This is a genomic window from Pseudomonas putida, from assembly GCF_050990305.1.
Taxonomy (GTDB): Bacteria; Pseudomonadota; Gammaproteobacteria; order Pseudomonadales; family Pseudomonadaceae; genus Aquipseudomonas; species Aquipseudomonas putida_AH.
In genome coordinates, this window is record NZ_CP158817.1 from 5,762,417 (window position 1) to 5,776,655 (window position 14,239).

Here is a 14,239-nt window from a genome sequence, read left to right on the forward strand (position 1 = left end):
TTACTTGATAGAAACTCAGCGCAATTGAAACCAGGTGGTTTTCAACTGGGTGTATTTATCGAACGAATGCAAAGAAAGATCCCGCCCAAAGCCCGATTGTTTGCCGCCACCGAACGGTACGGTGACGTCCAGGGCATCCACGGTGTTCACTGAAACAGTGCCCGCCTTCAGCGCTCGTGCAACGCGGTGCGCACGATTCAGATCATCGCTCCATACCGAGGCGGCTAGGCCATAGATACTGTCATTGGCCAATTGCACGGCTTGCTCTTCGGTGTCGAAGGTGGAGATCGCCAGCACGGGCCCGAACACTTCTTCGCGAGACAGGTGCGAGTCTTGGGCGACGTCGGCAAAAATCGTCGGTTCGATGAAATTGTCCGAACCGTTGAAGCTCAAGCGCCGACCACCGGTGAGCAGTGTCGCCCCGTCTTCCCGGGCGCGCTCGATAGAGCTCATCACGCGGGCAGCCTGCCCTGAATCAACGATGGCACCGGCGCGGCTTGCAGGGTCCAGCGGATCCCCAGGCATCCACGCCTTGGCCTTTTCCAGAAGCCGCTCAATGAACGCGTCCTTGATCGAACGCTGCACATAGAGTCGAGAATTGGCCGAGCACACCTCGCCCTGGTTGAAGAAGATGCCGAAGGCGGCTTTCTCCGCGGCCAGATCAAGGTCCTTGCAGTCGTCGAACACCAGGCTCGGGCTCTTGCCGCCACACTCCAGCCACACCTGCTTGAGGTTCGATTGCGCCGAGTACTGCATGAAGTACTTGCCCACCTGGGTCGAGCCGGTGAACACCAGGCAATCGACATCGAGGTGCAGGCCAAGCGCCTTGCCAGCGGTTTCACCCAGGCCGGGTACGACGTTCAATACGCCTGGCGGCAACCCGGCTTCCAGCGCCAACTCTGCTAGACGCAAGGCCGAGAACGGTGATTGTTCGGCCGGCTTGAGGACCACGCTGTTACCGGCGGCCAGGGCTGGTGCGAGCTTCCAGGCGGCCATGTCGAGCGGGAAGTTCCACGGCACGACCGCAGCGACGACCCCCAGCGCTTCGCGGGTGATGGTCGCCAGCGCCGAGGACGCGGTGGGCGCGACCTGGTCATACAGCTTGTCCAACGCCTCGCCATACCAGGCGAACACATGGGCCGCACCGGGAACGTCGATGTTGTAGGCATCCATCACCGGTTTGCCCATGTTGAGCGAATCCAGCAATGCCAGTTCTTCGCGATGGGCAAGCATCAGTTCAGAGAGACGCAGCATCACCCGCTTGCGCTCCACTGGCGCCATGCGTGCCCAAGGGCCTTCGTTGAACGCCCGGCGGGCACTGCGCACGGCCAGATCCACTTCCTGCTCGCCACAGGCGGCAACACGGGCCAGCAGCTTGTGGGTGGCGGGGTTGATCGAGTCGAATGTTGCACCGCCAGACGCAGAGACCTGCCGGCCATCGATCAAGGCTTTGTCCGGGAAGGTTTGCCGGGCAGCTTGTTGCTGCCAATAGTCGAGGTCGAACACGCTACGCTCCCTTTGCGACCGCCTGGGTGGTCGGGGTAGTTGGTCGGGGTTGTTATCTGAAGTGGTAGCGATAGTGCGTCAACCGTACGCAGAGGAAAATTATTAAAAATATGCTCCGGGTATAAGAAAAAACTGGGCAAGCGCCTGACCAGTCCGCAACCGTCATAAGGTAAGGTTCATTCAAGCCTTCGTGCGACAGGGGCCATCCTGGCTTTCATCGCGAACAAGAACAAATAGAGGTGCGTGTGGCTTCCTATACCTTGCGGCAACTCAAGTACTTCGTCACCACGGTGGAAGCCGGTAGCGTGGCGGAGGCGTCGAGGCAGCTCTACATCGCTCAACCTTCGGTTTCCACGGCGATCAAAAGCCTGGAAGAGTCGTTCAACGTCCAGCTGTTCATCCGTCACCATGCCCAGGGCGTATCCCTGACGCCCACCGGCACGCGCTTCTACCACAAGGCGCAAGAGCTGCTGCGCATGGCCAGGGAATTCGAGCAGAACGCGCTGGCGGATAACGACACGGTGTCCGGGCAAATCGACATCGGCTGTTTCGAGACGGTCGCGCCGCTGTACCTGCCACGACTGATCGCCGATTTTCGCAAGCTGTATCCGGGCGTCGACATCCGCATTCGTGACGGTGAGCAGCAGGACCTGGTCCAGGGCTTGACCGCCGGCACCTTCGACGTGGCCTTCCTCTACGACCACGGGCTGGACAGCACCATCGAAACCACACCACTGATGCCGCCGCAAAAGCCTTACGTGCTGCTGCCCGAAGGTCACCGTTTTGCTGACCAGAAAGAGGTATCGCTCAGGGACTTGTGCATGGAGCCGATGATTCTGCTCGATGTGCAACCGAGCCGGACCTACTTCGTCAGCCTGTTCCATGAATTGGCACTGACGCCGAACATCGTGTTCAGCTCGCCGTCGATCGAGATGGTGCGCGGCATGGTCGGCCAGGGGTTCGGCTTCTCGATCCTGGTGACCCGCCCGCATTCGGAATGCACGTACGATGGGAAAAAGGTGGTCACGGTCGACATCAAGGAGCCGGTCTCAACCTCCGGCCTGGCAAGCGCCCGCCTCAAACGCAATCAACTGACCAAACCCGCACAATTGTTCGTGGACTTTTGCCGCGAACAACTGAGCCAGAAGGTTTCACACACTGACCTGTAGGAGCCGGCTTGCTGGCGATGGCGATGGGTCAGGCACTGTATTTTTGATTGATCTGGCGTCATCGCCAGCAAGCCGGCTCCTACAGAGTCATGGCTTGCACACACAGGTAGTCGGCCAATCGAGCCAGCATGGCATCGCAGCCCTGCAACTGCGCAAGCGCAATGTACTCGTCAGGTTTGTGCCCTTGATCCATGCTCCCAGGGCCGCAGACCACCGTGGGAATGCCCGCCTGGTCGAACAATCCGCCTTCGGTGCCAAAGGCCACCGTTCCAAACGCCGAAGAGTTGCTCAAGTGCGCCAGCAGCTGCGCCGCCTCACTCTGCGGCGATGTCGCCAAACCGGGATAGGCACTCAGCGGGCGCAGTTTGATGTCCGTGTCTGCCTGCACCGCGCGCATCTTGGGCAACAGCTGTTCCTCGGCGTAGGCCTGCAACTGGTTGGCCACGTCCTGGGCATCGAGGCTCGGCAGCGCCCTGACTTCAAAATCGAACTCACATTCGGCGGGCACGATGTTCAGCGCCCGGCCACCTTTGATCACACCCGTTTGCACCGTTGAATACGGCGGATCAAATCGCTCGTCATGCCGATCTGGGTGCGCGAGCCCGGCACCGATGACGCCCAACTGACCGATTAACTGCGCAGCATATTCGATGGCGTTCACCCCATAGGGCGCATAGGCCGAATGACACGCCGCGCCGCGCACTTCGCAGCGCATTGCCAGTTTGCCCTTGTGACCCAGCACAGGCTTGAGCTCGGTCGGCTCACCGATCAAACAGAGTTTGGGTTTGTGCGGCCGTCGCTCCAGCTCGGCGAGCATCGGCCTGACACCCAGGCACCCCACTTCTTCATCGTAGGAAAACGCCAGGTGCACCGGTGCATTGAGGGGGCGCCGTACAAAGAGCGGGACCGCCGCCAGCACCGAAGCGATGAAACCTTTCATGTCCGCCGTGCCACGACCGTAGAGACGCCCGTCCTTTTCCGTCAGGCGGAACGGGTCAACCGTCCAGGCCTGCCCGTCAACCGGCACCACATCGGTGTGACCGGAAAGCACCACCCCGCCTGACGTGAGCGGGCCGATGGTGGCGAACAGATTGGCCTTGGTGCCTTCATCGTTGTAGATGAGTTCGCTCTGCACGCCATGCTCGGCCAAATACGCCTCGATGAAGCGAATCAGTTCCAGGTTGGAGTCGCGACTGACGGTGGCGAAGCCAACCAGGCGCTCCAGCAGGTCGCGGCTGCAGACCTCACTCATCCCCAGGCACTCCGTAACTCGGGGCCGCCGTCGGATTGAGTGCACGGGTTAGATAGTCCTGCATCTGCGGTCGATACGCCTGCCAAAGCCCGTCAAGCTGACCAATGGGGTCTTCCTCAGCCCAATCGACCCGCAAGTCGATGATCGGCCAGGTGTAATCACCCACCACTTTCAGCGCTGCAGAGTGAACAGGCCCCGCCTCACCGCCGGCCGCCATGGCCGCGTGCATGGCCGCCAACAACCGATCCGCCAACTGCCCCGGCTCGGCCTCGAACGCCGCGACCATGGCCTCGATCACCCGCACATCGCTGAGTAAATTACCCGCCGCCATACACTGATCGCCCTTGACCGCGTTGTGCACGCCCAGCGATTCCTTGCCGCTGAAACAAGCGATCCGACCCGACGCATCAATCACCGTGACCTGCCGGTACTGGCTCCAGCCATTGGACGTCAGCGCCTTGTCCAGCGCCGCATCAGCATCCAGATGCTGATGTTCCAGCAAATCCAGAATCTCCGCCCCCAACGCCGGCAGCGTGATGTTCTGCGTGGAAACCGCACCAACCCCGGCCCGCGCCCAAGGGCAACGCGCGCCCACCGCAATGCTTGAAGAACTGATGGCAATACCGAGCTGCCCGGTTTCAGGGCAGCGCCCGATAATTGAGAACGTCATGGCTCACTCCTTAGGTTGGCTGTGCATGCGTGATTGCATTCTGTTCATGCACAGGGAAGGGAGAAAGCAGGTTTTTTGTGGTTTTGGGGTAGGAAAAAACTGGGTACGGCGGATGGGTAAATCAAAACGGGCGCCTTGATGGCGCCCGTTTTGTAGTGCTCAACTACATTGCTCAAATGATCACGCATATTTCCTTAGTACGTAGACAACCAGCATCCAGATCACCGCGCTATACAGGAGCGCTGTATCGATAAGCACCAATCGCTTGAGATGCGCAGGAAAGTTCTGGATATCGACAGGGTCGATATCACCGCCACGAATATGTATCGGAGCCCATACCACCATCGCTGCGATGCTATTCATTAGCCAGATTCGACCAAACCATCCCGATTTCCACAAACCCGCCCCCCAGAGGTAGAGGTATCGACTGTTAGGCAAGGCCTCTATCATCGCCCTTAAATAACGGCGGCTCAGATAAAAGGTGAATCCGAGACTCAGGCAAATCAACACGAATGGGCTGCTCAGGAACAAAATAGCAAGCCAGTGAGAACCAAAGTACTCAACCATCATTGCCGTGTCGTTTCGTACAACAGTTCACCAATTTGCTCACCACCGCCCTCCCCGACAGTCGCACCTGTCCATGCACCACCCCCTGTCGCGATCAGAACACAGATAACCCCGCCAACGGGCGTACGCTTAAGTGCCATGCAGGCTGTTTTACTGATACGGTGGCCGAACCATGCACCACCGGAGCCACCCACGGTAGCCCCGGTAAACTTCCCACCCTCGGTAAACCAGATCTTCTCGCAAGCCTCTTGCGATCCACCATTACAAACCTCCTGAATAGCCAGCAACGAAGACACCGCACCCAGCCCGATCCCAATGTAACCACCGGACTTCATGTATTTGGCCGCTCGACTGGTGGCATCCACATGCGTCGCATACCCCGGTATCTGCCCCGGCCCACCGGCCTTGTCCCAGCGATGCACCAGGCTGCGACTGGAAATGCCCAGGGCGGTTTTAAGCTTGGGGTGATCGCCCAGGGTCGTGTGGCTGCGCAGGCGGGTGGAGTTCAGTAAGTGGGCATCGAGTTGCGTGAGCAGGCGTTGGCGGTCGGCGAAGAACTGCGGTGATCTGAAATGGCCGTGTTGACGGTAGCTGTCTTGATGCAAACGCTCCATCGCTTGCAGGGTGTCCCGCAGGCTAGCCAGGTGCTTTTCCATCACCGTCGCGCTGACGCCCAGCCACGTCGAGGTCTGCCCGGTAAAGCTGGCGATTTCAGCCGCGTGACGGTGCATGAACTCAGCCTCGTCCGGCGTCAACGGATCAAGGGCTGTCTTGACCTGCTGCGCCGCCTGCATCAATTGAGCTTCCTGATAAGTGCAGGAAGTGTTGTTCGGATCGCTCAGGACGATCAGCGAACCTGCCTTGATATCGCCTTGCTCAGGATTGAGCGCTCGAAACTTGCGCATCACGGCGGCATCGGGCGTGGCGAACAGCGTCGCCTCCAGCGCTTCGCGGGTCATGCTTTTGGGCGCGACAAAGAAGCCCGGTTCCTGAGGTTCAACGCTGGAAAATGGCGCTGAAGATGAATGGCTCGAAGGTGCAAAACCAGATTGACCGGTCCTCGCCGAGTGGCGACTTACCACAGGCTCCACCGGTGCTGCGGCTTGTCGGACCACTGGAGGCTCGGAGCTTACTTTGCGATAGCCGGCCGAAAACACCGACGGAATCAGTTGGGCTTTGCAGGGACAACCGCTACGGCTATCCAGCGTGCCAGCCCTGGCTTTGCCATTAGTGGTCATGTTTGGAATACCGCCGACGAAACTTTAGGTCTTGCCGTCCTTGCCACAGGTGACCCGATCCCCCTCGTAAGCATGGGCGAGGCCATGCATGATGAGGCGGGTATCGCCATCGAGGACTTTGCCGCCACAGGTGTTCTTGTCATACAGGCCAATGAAGTATCCCTTACTCATTGATCTCCACTCCCTTGATACGGGGCAGAAAATCCTCTGCCATCGGCACGCCTTGACGCGCCACAAACAGGCCGATGCCTTGCAACGTATTGATGATTTCGTCGCCATTACTGAGGCGGCTGCCCACCAGTGCCAGATGACTGTTAGCTTGTCCGGCAGTGGTTACGATCCGTGCGGTACTGCCGTCGGCATACAAAACGGCATCGCCTTTCTGTGCCGCACGCACTTTCCGGCCACAATCCAATGTGAACGCCAGCAGCGAGGTCGCCTGCTGGATCACCCCGCCGTCGCGGGTCTGGCTCCCTTCGGTGGCAAATCGATAGATGGCGAGAGGTGGATGCGCTTGCACGTACTCACGCTGCTGCTGGATGACCGCCCGCGCCTGCTCGCCAAACTCTGCAAGTTGCGCCTCGGTGAAGGGCGAAACATCCAGACGGCTCAGAGCCTGCGGGGTTATTTCGTTGGTATAGGTGGGGTGCACAGGTGCATTCATTTGCAACGTCCTTATTGTCATCGATTGGAGTGCCTTCCCTCCCTCTGCGACTGAACTGAGCGGAGCGAACGTTAGGCGACGACAAATAAGACGGCGGAACGCTGACCTCTAACAATCCCACTGGCCGGGCCATCAGGAGCGATTAGGAAATTTCCGCAAAAGAACGAAACCTATTCCTACACAACAATCCGATAGAGCGGTCGACCCCTTCGAAAACGCGCATCCTTTCCTGCGGAACTCAAGGATGCAAAGGGGACATTCCCTAGCCAACTTCATGTCACGGCCAGTGGATGCCCCCATTCTCCTATTCCGGCGGATCAATCTGATCCAGCACCCGGTTGGCCGTGATCTCCGCCAGCATCACGCTGTTGGAAATCCCCAGCAGCGCATGGCGATCGCCACCGTCCAGATGATCCACCAACTGATGCACCATCACGTCGACCGAGGCCAGGGTTTCGACCAGGTACACCATCAGGTCTTCAGTTCTGGTTTCGGGGTTAACGGAGAACAGCGTGCTGGGTGCGCGCAGAGTGGCTTTGATGTCGGCGGTTGAAGGGGATTCGAATGCGGAGCTGGGATCGGTATCCGGCGGATTGGGTGTGACTTTGAACATGTTTTGGATTCCTGAATGAGGCTATCACCCATCCCTACTAAAGAATGGGTGGCAGCTGTACGCAGGTTAGTAGACCGGGGAATCCAAGAAACCGGCGCGCCCGAGGGCGCCCTACGCACAGCTACCATCAGAATGCAGGCGCGAAGCCTGACTGACAGAAGCGTTGTACGTCTTGGATTAAAACCACCGAGCTACTAAACCCGATCACTGATGAGCAGTGACGCGAATTAAATTACCGAGCGACCCCAGGGCGTACAAGCCGGCGGATTCTGGCGTAGCGGTAGGCAACGGCGCAAGAATTTGTGGCTTTCAGGAAGTAATTCTGTGGACGTTTAAACACGCACTGCAAAGACGTCTGTAGGAGCGAGCTCGCTCGCGATGGTCGTGAACGATGACGCGTAAAACCAGGTGCCCAGCGGCGTCCTTGGGTTTTTCGCGAGCGTGCTCGCTCCTACAGTGGCTGGGGTTATTTGCGTGGTTTGATGCGGGCAGTGGCCTCGGCGATCAGTGGGTCATCCGGCCAATAGTGTTTCGGATAGCGGCCCTTCAGGTCTTTTTTCACTTCGGCATAGGTACTGCGCCAGAAGTTCGCCAGGTCCTGGGTCACCTGCACCGGCCGCCGTGCCGGAGACAGCAGGTGCAGTTTGACCACTTGTCGACCGCCGGCGATGCGTGGGGTGTCGGACAGGCCAAACAGCTCTTGCAAACGCACCGCCAGAATCGGTGGTTGCTCGCTGTAATCCAAGCGAATCGATGAGCCCGAGGGCACGCTCAGATGGTGGGGAGCCTGCTCGTCGAGCCGTTGCGGCAGCGGCCATGGCAGCAGGTTGTGAACGATGTTCGACAGGTCGAGGTTGGCGAAATGACTGAGCCGCGAGACTTTGCCCAGGTACGGCATCAGCCAGTGTTCGAGGCTTTTGAGCAGCGCGGCGTCGCTGACATCCGGCCATTCGCTTTCGTTTTTGCCGGCCAGGTCCAGTTGGCGCAAAAGCGCGACTCGCGCCTGCCACTGACGTAGCTCCGGGGTCCATGGCAGCAACTCCAGCCCTTTGCGTCGCACCAGATTGACCAGCGCCTGACTGCGGGCGGCTTCGTCGAGACCGGTCAGCGGTTCGCGGCTGAGGATCAGCTCGCCGACCTTGCGTTGGCGTTCGGCACGCAACACGCCTTCGCGTTCGTCCCAGTCCAGTTGATCGACGCAGCGCACCTGTTCGGCCAGTACCGAGTCGAACAGTGCCGGATCGAAATCCGCCGCCAGGTAAATCCGCTCTTCACGTTGGCCCTGACGACTGCCCAGATCAGCAATCACCAGCCACGGTTGTTTCATCAGGCTGTCGGCCTCGGCGAACAACGCCGCACGGCCATTGGCCAGGCGATACTCGGCACCACCGGCGCGGCGCTGTTGGGCGACACGATCCGGATAGGCCAGTGCCAGCAGCGCGCCGAGCCAGCGCGGATGATCGGGATCGCTGACCGGCTCTGACGCCTTGCCGCGCAGATAACCACGATACTGTCGTGCCAGTTGCCGAGCCCGTTGCACCCCGCCCAGGGCACCGCGAGCGGCCCGCACTTCGCCGGACAACAGCACCAGTCGACTGTGCAGGTCAGCGCCGGCACCGCGCAAAATATCGCGCTCGCCGAGCAGCGCCGCGACATCGCACGCCATGTCCGCCAGCCCCAGCGCTTGGCCACGCAACAGCAAATGGGCGATACGCGGATGCGCCGGCAGTTCGGCCATGGCCTGACCGTGGCGGGTCAGTGTCTCGCCCTCTAATGCGCCCAAACGCTCAAGCAAATCCTGCGCCTGTGCATAAGCAGCGGTTGGTGGCACATCGAGCCAGACCAGTTGCCCCGGCGACACGCCCCAACGGCCGAGTTGCAAGGCCAACCCGGCGAGATCCGCAGACAGAATTTCCGCACTGCCATAAGCCGCCAATTGCTCGTGCTGATCCTGCGACCACAAGCGATAACACACGCCCGGCTCCAGACGCCCAGCCCGGCCGGCGCGCTGGGTGGCGCTGGCCTTGGAAATCCGCTGTGTATCGAGACGGGTCATACCGCTGCCGGGATCGAAGCGCGGCACCCGCGCCAGTCCGGCATCGACCACCACTCGCACGCCATTGATAGTCAGGCTGGTCTCGGCGATGTTGGTGGCCAGCACCACTTTGCGCTTGCCCTCTGGCGCCGGATCGATCGCCGCCCGTTGCGCGGCCAGGTCCAGTTCACCGTGCAGCGGGCAGAGCAAAACCTGCGGGTTATCGCCCAACGCATCGGCCAGCTGTTGATGGACACGACGGATTTCCGCCTGTCCCGGCAGGAATACCAGCACGCTGCCGGATTCGTCATTCAAGGCATCAAGAATCGTCTGCACCAATCGCGGCTCGATGAATTCACCGGCCTGGAACGGCCTTCCCCAGCGCATCGCCACCGGGTACATGCGGCCTTCGCTGCGCAGGATCGGCGCATCATCGAGCAAGCCGGCCAGGCGTTCGCCTTCCAGGGTGGCCGACATCAGCAGAATTTTCAGCGGTTGATCGTCACGGAACAGTTCCCGGCCATTGAGGCTCAAGGCCAATGCCAGGTCAGCGTCTAGACTGCGCTCATGGAATTCATCGAAGATCAGCAGGCCCACGCCTTCCAGCGCCGGGTCATCCTGCAAACGCCGGGTGAGAATGCCCTCAGTGACCACTTCAATACGGGTGTTGGGACCGACCTTGCTGTCCAGGCGAATGCGATAGCCTACGGTTTCGCCGACCTTCTCGCCCAACTCGCTGGCCAGACGCTCCGCCGCCGCCCGCGCTGCCAGGCGGCGCGGTTCGAGCATGAGGATGGTCTGCCCCGCCAGCCATGGTTCATTGAGCAAAGCCAGGGGCACGCGGGTGGTTTTACCGGCGCCGGGCGGCGCTTCGAGCACGGCTTCGTGGCGTGTCGCGAGGGCTTCACGCAGGGCGGGTAAAACTTCATCAATCGGCAGAGAAATCATGCTGGCTCCAAAACAGAGGGCCGAGTATAACGGCGAACTGCGTGGTGTTCGTTGCGGTCTTAATTCGTATCGACGACGCTTCGTTTTGAGATGACCCAAGGAGATTTCATATGCGTGCTCCCTTTCGCCTGATCGGCGGTGTATTGATCGCGACCCTGCTAACCCAGATCACCGCATGCGGTTCGATCTTCTACCCGGATCGCCGTGGCCAGATCGACGGCAAGATCGACCCGGCCATCGCCGTGCTCGATGCCGTGGGCCTGCTGTTCTACATCATTCCGGGCCTGATCGCGTTTGCCGTGGATTTCGCCACCGGCGCGATTTACTTCGCACCCGGCGAGACCGCACAGGTGGCCCCGGAAAAACTCAAGGAAGCCATCGGTGCCGACGGCAAGGTCGATAACCTCAAGTTGCAGACTATTCTGGAGCGCGAAACGGGTCGCCACTTTCCGCTGGACGATCCACGCCTGATCCAGCACAAGGGCAGCACCCAGCAATTGGCCATGCTCGGCCTGCAACCTGCCGCGTAATCGGTGCACCTGAAGGAATAATCGCACTCATGATCTCCAGCTCCGAACACGCCCGCCTGCTGCGGCTGGCGACCCGTGCCTCGGTGGCGGTGGCGTGCACACTGGTCATCGCCAAGGCCATCGCCTGGTGGCTGAGCGGATCGGTGAGCATGCTCGCCGGGCTCACCGACTCGGCCCTTGACGGCGTGACGTCACTGCTCAACCTGCTGGCAGTGCATTACGCCTTGCGTCCGGCCGATGACGACCACCGTTACGGGCATGGCAAGGCCGAGTCGCTGGCCGGGATGGCCCAGGCGCTGTTCATTGGCGGCAGTGCGGTGCTGATTGCGTTGCAGGCGTTCGAGCGGATCAAGCACCCGGAACCGGTGGGCGCGCCATGGATCAGCATTGCGGTGATTGTGTTCTCGCTGGGGCTGACCCTGGCGCTGCTGATGATTCAACATCGCGTGGTCAAGGCCACCGGTTCCAACGCGGTGCGCGCCGACTCCCTGCATTACCGTTCGGACATGCTGCTCAACGGCAGCATTCTGGTGGCGCTGGTGCTGGCCGGGTTTGGCTGGCATCAGGTGGATGCGTGGTTCGGCCTGGGGATTGCTGCGTACATTCTCTGGAGTGCAATCACCATCGCCCGGGAAAGTTTTGCGGTGTTGATGGATGAAGAATTGCCACCGGATGTCAGCCAGCACATGCTCGAACTCGCTTGCAGCGTGCCGGGTGTTTTAGGCGCGCATGATCTGCGCACGCGGATTTCCGGCAACCAGTGGTTCGTGCAACTGCACCTGGAACTGCCCGGCGAGCTGACCTTGTCAGTCGCCCATGGCATCAGCGATCAAGCCGCCGATGCGATTCACGCCGTCTACCCGCGGGCCGAGGTACTGGTGCACGCCGACCCGCAGGAAGTGGTGAACGCCGCCAGGGCTCAGAACGTTACGCGATAGCCGCGAGAGCTCAGACAGTTGCCCTGAGCCTGACGGTAGGTTTGCACGACCTGTGGGTCCGGTTGATAGGTGTCCACTCGCGGGTCGAAACCACTCTGCTCGACCGCATAGCGATAGCAGTCATAACCGTCCTGATTGACCTGTTCCGGTGTCTGGCCGTTGGCGGGATAAGCCTCCACGTCGATACCATTGGCGCTCGTCAGCGGCTGACCGGGCGGTTCGACCACCATGTAGTCCTGAGTATTTTCTTGATAGGCGTAATACGAGCCCGCCGCCAGGAACAACACCGAACCGCCGATCACGACTTCACGGGCGTAATCGGGCAAGTACTGGATGCGGATCCCGCGTGGCGGCTGCACCACCACATAACGCTGGCCCTGCGGACGATACCAGTAGCCACCGGAGTAGAAATAATCACGACCGCCATAGGGCACGCGATAGTCGCGATCCGGGAAACGATCGATCACATACCCCGGCTGATACCGCGGACCGGAGCCCCAGCCATTGCCATGCCCATTAGGGCGACCTTGCCAATGGTTGTCATTGGACGGCGCGCCGATATAGCCACCCCACTGCTGGTTGGGGTAATTGCGCTGCGGCTGCTCGTCCCGATAGTAACCGGGCCTCGGCTGCTGGGTCTGGCGCACAGTGTCGGGGCGCGGCTGGATCGGCAGGTCATTGGCCGGCAATTGCGGTGGAGGCGGTGGTGAGCGAATCGGGTTGTTGAAGTTGGGTTGCTGACGGTTCTGCCATTGGCCGTTGTTCTGCCATTGGCCGTTGTTTTGATTCTGACCGTTGTTTTGATGACCGTCGCGCTCGAACTGTCGGCTGTTGTCCCCGCGAATGATGTCGTTGTTCGGCTGGCGCGGCTGGTTGTTGTCGCCACGGCCTTGATTGTTGCCCTGATGACCACCGTCGCCGTGCTGTCCGCCATCGGGGCCACGGTTCTGCGGCTCATCTGCAAGCGTTGGTGCAGTGACACTGATACATAACAAACCAACACCGGCCAAACGCCAGATGCGCGACTTCATGCTGTTCCTCGCTGAGGGTATGGATTCTGTAGGTGCGAGCCTGCTCGCGATGGACTGAAGCGCGACGCGTTTATTCAGGAACCACGCGTTATCGTTTACGACCATCGCGAGCGGGCTCGCTCCTACAATGAAGCGAACCGCGTTTGTATTTAAGACTGGAAATGCTCGGGCCGGTTCTGCAACAGGTTATCAGTCGCGCAACTTATTTATTGAGGGCAGGCGCCAAATCGCGCGCAAGAAAAAGGGGAGACCCGTCGGCCTCCCCTTAGAGAACTTCGTCCGTGCTCGACGCTTTTGACGTCGGCTCACCTCACGCCGTCTTCTGGACAGTGTGTAGCTCGGGGGCCGGCACATCCCCTGTGGGGGTGGCGACCGCAGCTGGCCTGATTGGGCGAGCCGCACTGGACTGTTTGTCCGAGCAGTGATTCTGGTGATAAGAATAGGCCTGGAGTGCCGGCAGAGGATTGCGAAGATTGCTCAAATAAACATTACTTGCGCAATTTTTAACCCTGGATAGATAATCTGTCGCAATAGTTACAACAAGGAGCCGTTTGATGAGCAAACTCGACCGATACGACCTGAGCATTTTGGCTGAATTGCAGCGCGACGCCCGCATCTCCAATCAGGAGCTGGCCGAACGCATCGGCCTGTCGCCCTCCCCCTGCTCACGTCGGGTCAAGCAGCTGGAAGACGACGGCTACATCTCCCGCCAGGTCGCCCTGCTCGACCGCAAGATGCTCGGCCTGAGCCTGACGGCCTATGTACTGATCGGCATGGATCGGCATACCCCGGAGCGCTTCGAGAACTTCGAAGCCGCCATTCGCACCTTGCCGCAGGTGCTGGAATGCAGCCTGGTGACCGGGATGGATGCCGACTATCAACTCAAGGTGGTGGTGCCGGACATGGACCATTACCAGAAACTGCTGCTCGGTCACCTGACGCGGATTGAAGGGGTGACCAGTGTGCGGTCGAGTTTTGTGTTGAACCAGGTGTTGAACAGTACCGAACTGCCTCTGACTCATCTGCGTAGTTGAGGACGCCTTCGCGGGCAAGCCTCGCTCCTACGGGTTCAGCGTCG

The 14,239-nt window shown here is 60.2% G+C and carries 14 protein-coding genes; 4 read left to right on the plus strand and 10 right to left on the minus strand.

The genetic code is table 11. The features are described 5' to 3' along the window. Nucleotides 1-15: 15 nt before the first annotated feature. The gene (locus ABTV22_RS26200) at nt 16-1,506 is read right to left on the minus strand and encodes an aldehyde dehydrogenase (protein WP_433737267.1); all 1,491 of its coding nucleotides are present in this window, start codon (nt 1,504-1,506) and stop codon (nt 16-18) included. A 245-nt stretch (nt 1,507-1,751) separates the two neighbouring features. On the opposite strand from ABTV22_RS26200, the gene ABTV22_RS26205 reads away from it, so the two are divergent. Then, nucleotides 1,752-2,675, plus strand: a complete 924-nt coding sequence (locus tag ABTV22_RS26205; protein ID WP_433737268.1) for a LysR family transcriptional regulator — start codon at nt 1,752-1,754, stop codon at nt 2,673-2,675. Between the two features lie 79 nt (nt 2,676-2,754). On the opposite strand, the gene argE is transcribed toward ABTV22_RS26205, so the two are convergent. The 8 genes from argE to hrpB form a co-directional block, all read right to left on the minus strand. Beyond that, the gene (gene argE, locus ABTV22_RS26210) at nt 2,755-3,927 is read right to left on the minus strand and encodes an acetylornithine deacetylase (protein WP_433737269.1); all 1,173 of its coding nucleotides are present in this window, start codon (nt 3,925-3,927) and stop codon (nt 2,755-2,757) included. Next, nucleotides 3,920-4,597, minus strand: coding sequence for a DUF1028 domain-containing protein (locus tag ABTV22_RS26215; RefSeq protein ID WP_433737270.1), 678 nt, complete (start codon nt 4,595-4,597; stop codon nt 3,920-3,922). The genes argE and ABTV22_RS26215 overlap by 8 nt, the downstream gene beginning before the upstream one ends. Before the next feature lie 180 nt (nt 4,598-4,777). Further along, nucleotides 4,778-5,167, minus strand: a complete 390-nt coding sequence (locus tag ABTV22_RS26220) for a hypothetical protein (protein WP_433737271.1) — start codon at nt 5,165-5,167, stop codon at nt 4,778-4,780. Next, nucleotides 5,164-6,402 (minus strand): PAAR domain-containing protein, encoded by a 1,239-nt coding sequence (locus ABTV22_RS26225; protein ID WP_433737272.1) that lies wholly within the window; start codon nt 6,400-6,402, stop codon nt 5,164-5,166. Before ABTV22_RS26225 ends, ABTV22_RS26220 begins: the two co-directional genes overlap by 4 nt. A gap of 24 nt (nt 6,403-6,426) precedes the next feature. Further along, nucleotides 6,427-6,573 (minus strand): hypothetical protein, encoded by a 147-nt coding sequence (locus ABTV22_RS26230; protein WP_433737273.1) that lies wholly within the window; start codon nt 6,571-6,573, stop codon nt 6,427-6,429. Next, the gene (locus tag ABTV22_RS26235; protein ID WP_433737274.1) at nt 6,566-7,066 is read right to left on the minus strand and encodes a hypothetical protein; all 501 of its coding nucleotides are present in this window, start codon (nt 7,064-7,066) and stop codon (nt 6,566-6,568) included. The genes ABTV22_RS26230 and ABTV22_RS26235 overlap by 8 nt, the downstream gene beginning before the upstream one ends. A gap of 304 nt (nt 7,067-7,370) precedes the next feature. Next, nucleotides 7,371-7,679, minus strand: coding sequence for a DUF6124 family protein (locus tag ABTV22_RS26240; RefSeq protein WP_433737275.1), 309 nt, complete (start codon nt 7,677-7,679; stop codon nt 7,371-7,373). 466 nt (nt 7,680-8,145) lie between these two features. Beyond that, nucleotides 8,146-10,662 (minus strand): ATP-dependent helicase HrpB, encoded by a 2,517-nt coding sequence (gene hrpB / locus ABTV22_RS26245; RefSeq protein WP_433737276.1) that lies wholly within the window; start codon nt 10,660-10,662, stop codon nt 8,146-8,148. 110 nt (nt 10,663-10,772) lie between these two features. Here hrpB and ABTV22_RS26250 point away from each other — a divergent pair, with 110 nt between their 5' ends. Both ABTV22_RS26250 and ABTV22_RS26255 read left to right on the plus strand, forming a co-directional pair. After that, nucleotides 10,773-11,192 (plus strand): polyribonucleotide nucleotidyltransferase, encoded by a 420-nt coding sequence (locus tag ABTV22_RS26250; RefSeq protein WP_433737277.1) that lies wholly within the window; start codon nt 10,773-10,775, stop codon nt 11,190-11,192. Nucleotides 11,193-11,221: 29 nt separating this feature from the next. Then, nucleotides 11,222-12,130, plus strand: coding sequence for a cation diffusion facilitator family transporter (locus ABTV22_RS26255; RefSeq protein WP_433737278.1), 909 nt, complete (start codon nt 11,222-11,224; stop codon nt 12,128-12,130). Here ABTV22_RS26255 and ABTV22_RS26260 read toward each other — a convergent pair. Further along, nucleotides 12,112-13,161: a DUF6515 family protein gene (locus tag ABTV22_RS26260; protein WP_433737279.1), complete on the minus strand. Its 1,050-nt coding sequence runs from the start codon at nt 13,159-13,161 to the stop codon at nt 12,112-12,114. The two genes, ABTV22_RS26255 and ABTV22_RS26260, sit on opposite strands and share 19 nt — an antisense overlap. Before the next feature lie 554 nt (nt 13,162-13,715). Between ABTV22_RS26260 and ABTV22_RS26265 the strand changes: the two genes are divergently transcribed. Next, a complete protein-coding gene (locus ABTV22_RS26265; protein WP_007937367.1) occupies nt 13,716-14,195 on the plus strand; it encodes an Lrp/AsnC family transcriptional regulator in 480 nt (159 codons plus the stop codon). Nucleotides 14,196-14,239: the final 44 nt, after the last annotated feature.

What these genes read in the sequence shown, in the direction of transcription:
- argE (WP_433737269.1), bottom strand. Translation starts at nt 3,927, where the DNA reads ATGAGTGAGGTCTGCAGCCGCGACCTGCTGGAGCGCCTGGTTGGCTTC.
- ABTV22_RS26215 (WP_433737270.1), bottom strand. Translation starts at nt 4,597, where the DNA reads ATGACGTTCTCAATTATCGGGCGCTGCCCTGAAACCGGGCAGCTCGGT.
- ABTV22_RS26220 (WP_433737271.1), bottom strand. Translation starts at nt 5,167, where the DNA reads ATGATGGTTGAGTACTTTGGTTCTCACTGGCTTGCTATTTTGTTCCTG.
- ABTV22_RS26225 (WP_433737272.1), bottom strand. Translation starts at nt 6,402, where the DNA reads ATGACCACTAATGGCAAAGCCAGGGCTGGCACGCTGGATAGCCGTAGC.
- ABTV22_RS26230 (WP_433737273.1), bottom strand. Translation starts at nt 6,573, where the DNA reads ATGAGTAAGGGATACTTCATTGGCCTGTATGACAAGAACACCTGTGGC.
- ABTV22_RS26235 (WP_433737274.1), bottom strand. Translation starts at nt 7,066, where the DNA reads ATGAATGCACCTGTGCACCCCACCTATACCAACGAAATAACCCCGCAG.
- ABTV22_RS26240 (WP_433737275.1), bottom strand. Translation starts at nt 7,679, where the DNA reads ATGTTCAAAGTCACACCCAATCCGCCGGATACCGATCCCAGCTCCGCA.
- hrpB (WP_433737276.1), bottom strand. Translation starts at nt 10,662, where the DNA reads ATGATTTCTCTGCCGATTGATGAAGTTTTACCCGCCCTGCGTGAAGCC.
- ABTV22_RS26250 (WP_433737277.1), top strand. Translation starts at nt 10,773, where the DNA reads ATGCGTGCTCCCTTTCGCCTGATCGGCGGTGTATTGATCGCGACCCTG.
- ABTV22_RS26255 (WP_433737278.1), top strand. Translation starts at nt 11,222, where the DNA reads ATGATCTCCAGCTCCGAACACGCCCGCCTGCTGCGGCTGGCGACCCGT.
- ABTV22_RS26260 (WP_433737279.1), bottom strand. Translation starts at nt 13,161, where the DNA reads ATGAAGTCGCGCATCTGGCGTTTGGCCGGTGTTGGTTTGTTATGTATC.
- ABTV22_RS26265 (WP_007937367.1), top strand. Translation starts at nt 13,716, where the DNA reads ATGAGCAAACTCGACCGATACGACCTGAGCATTTTGGCTGAATTGCAG.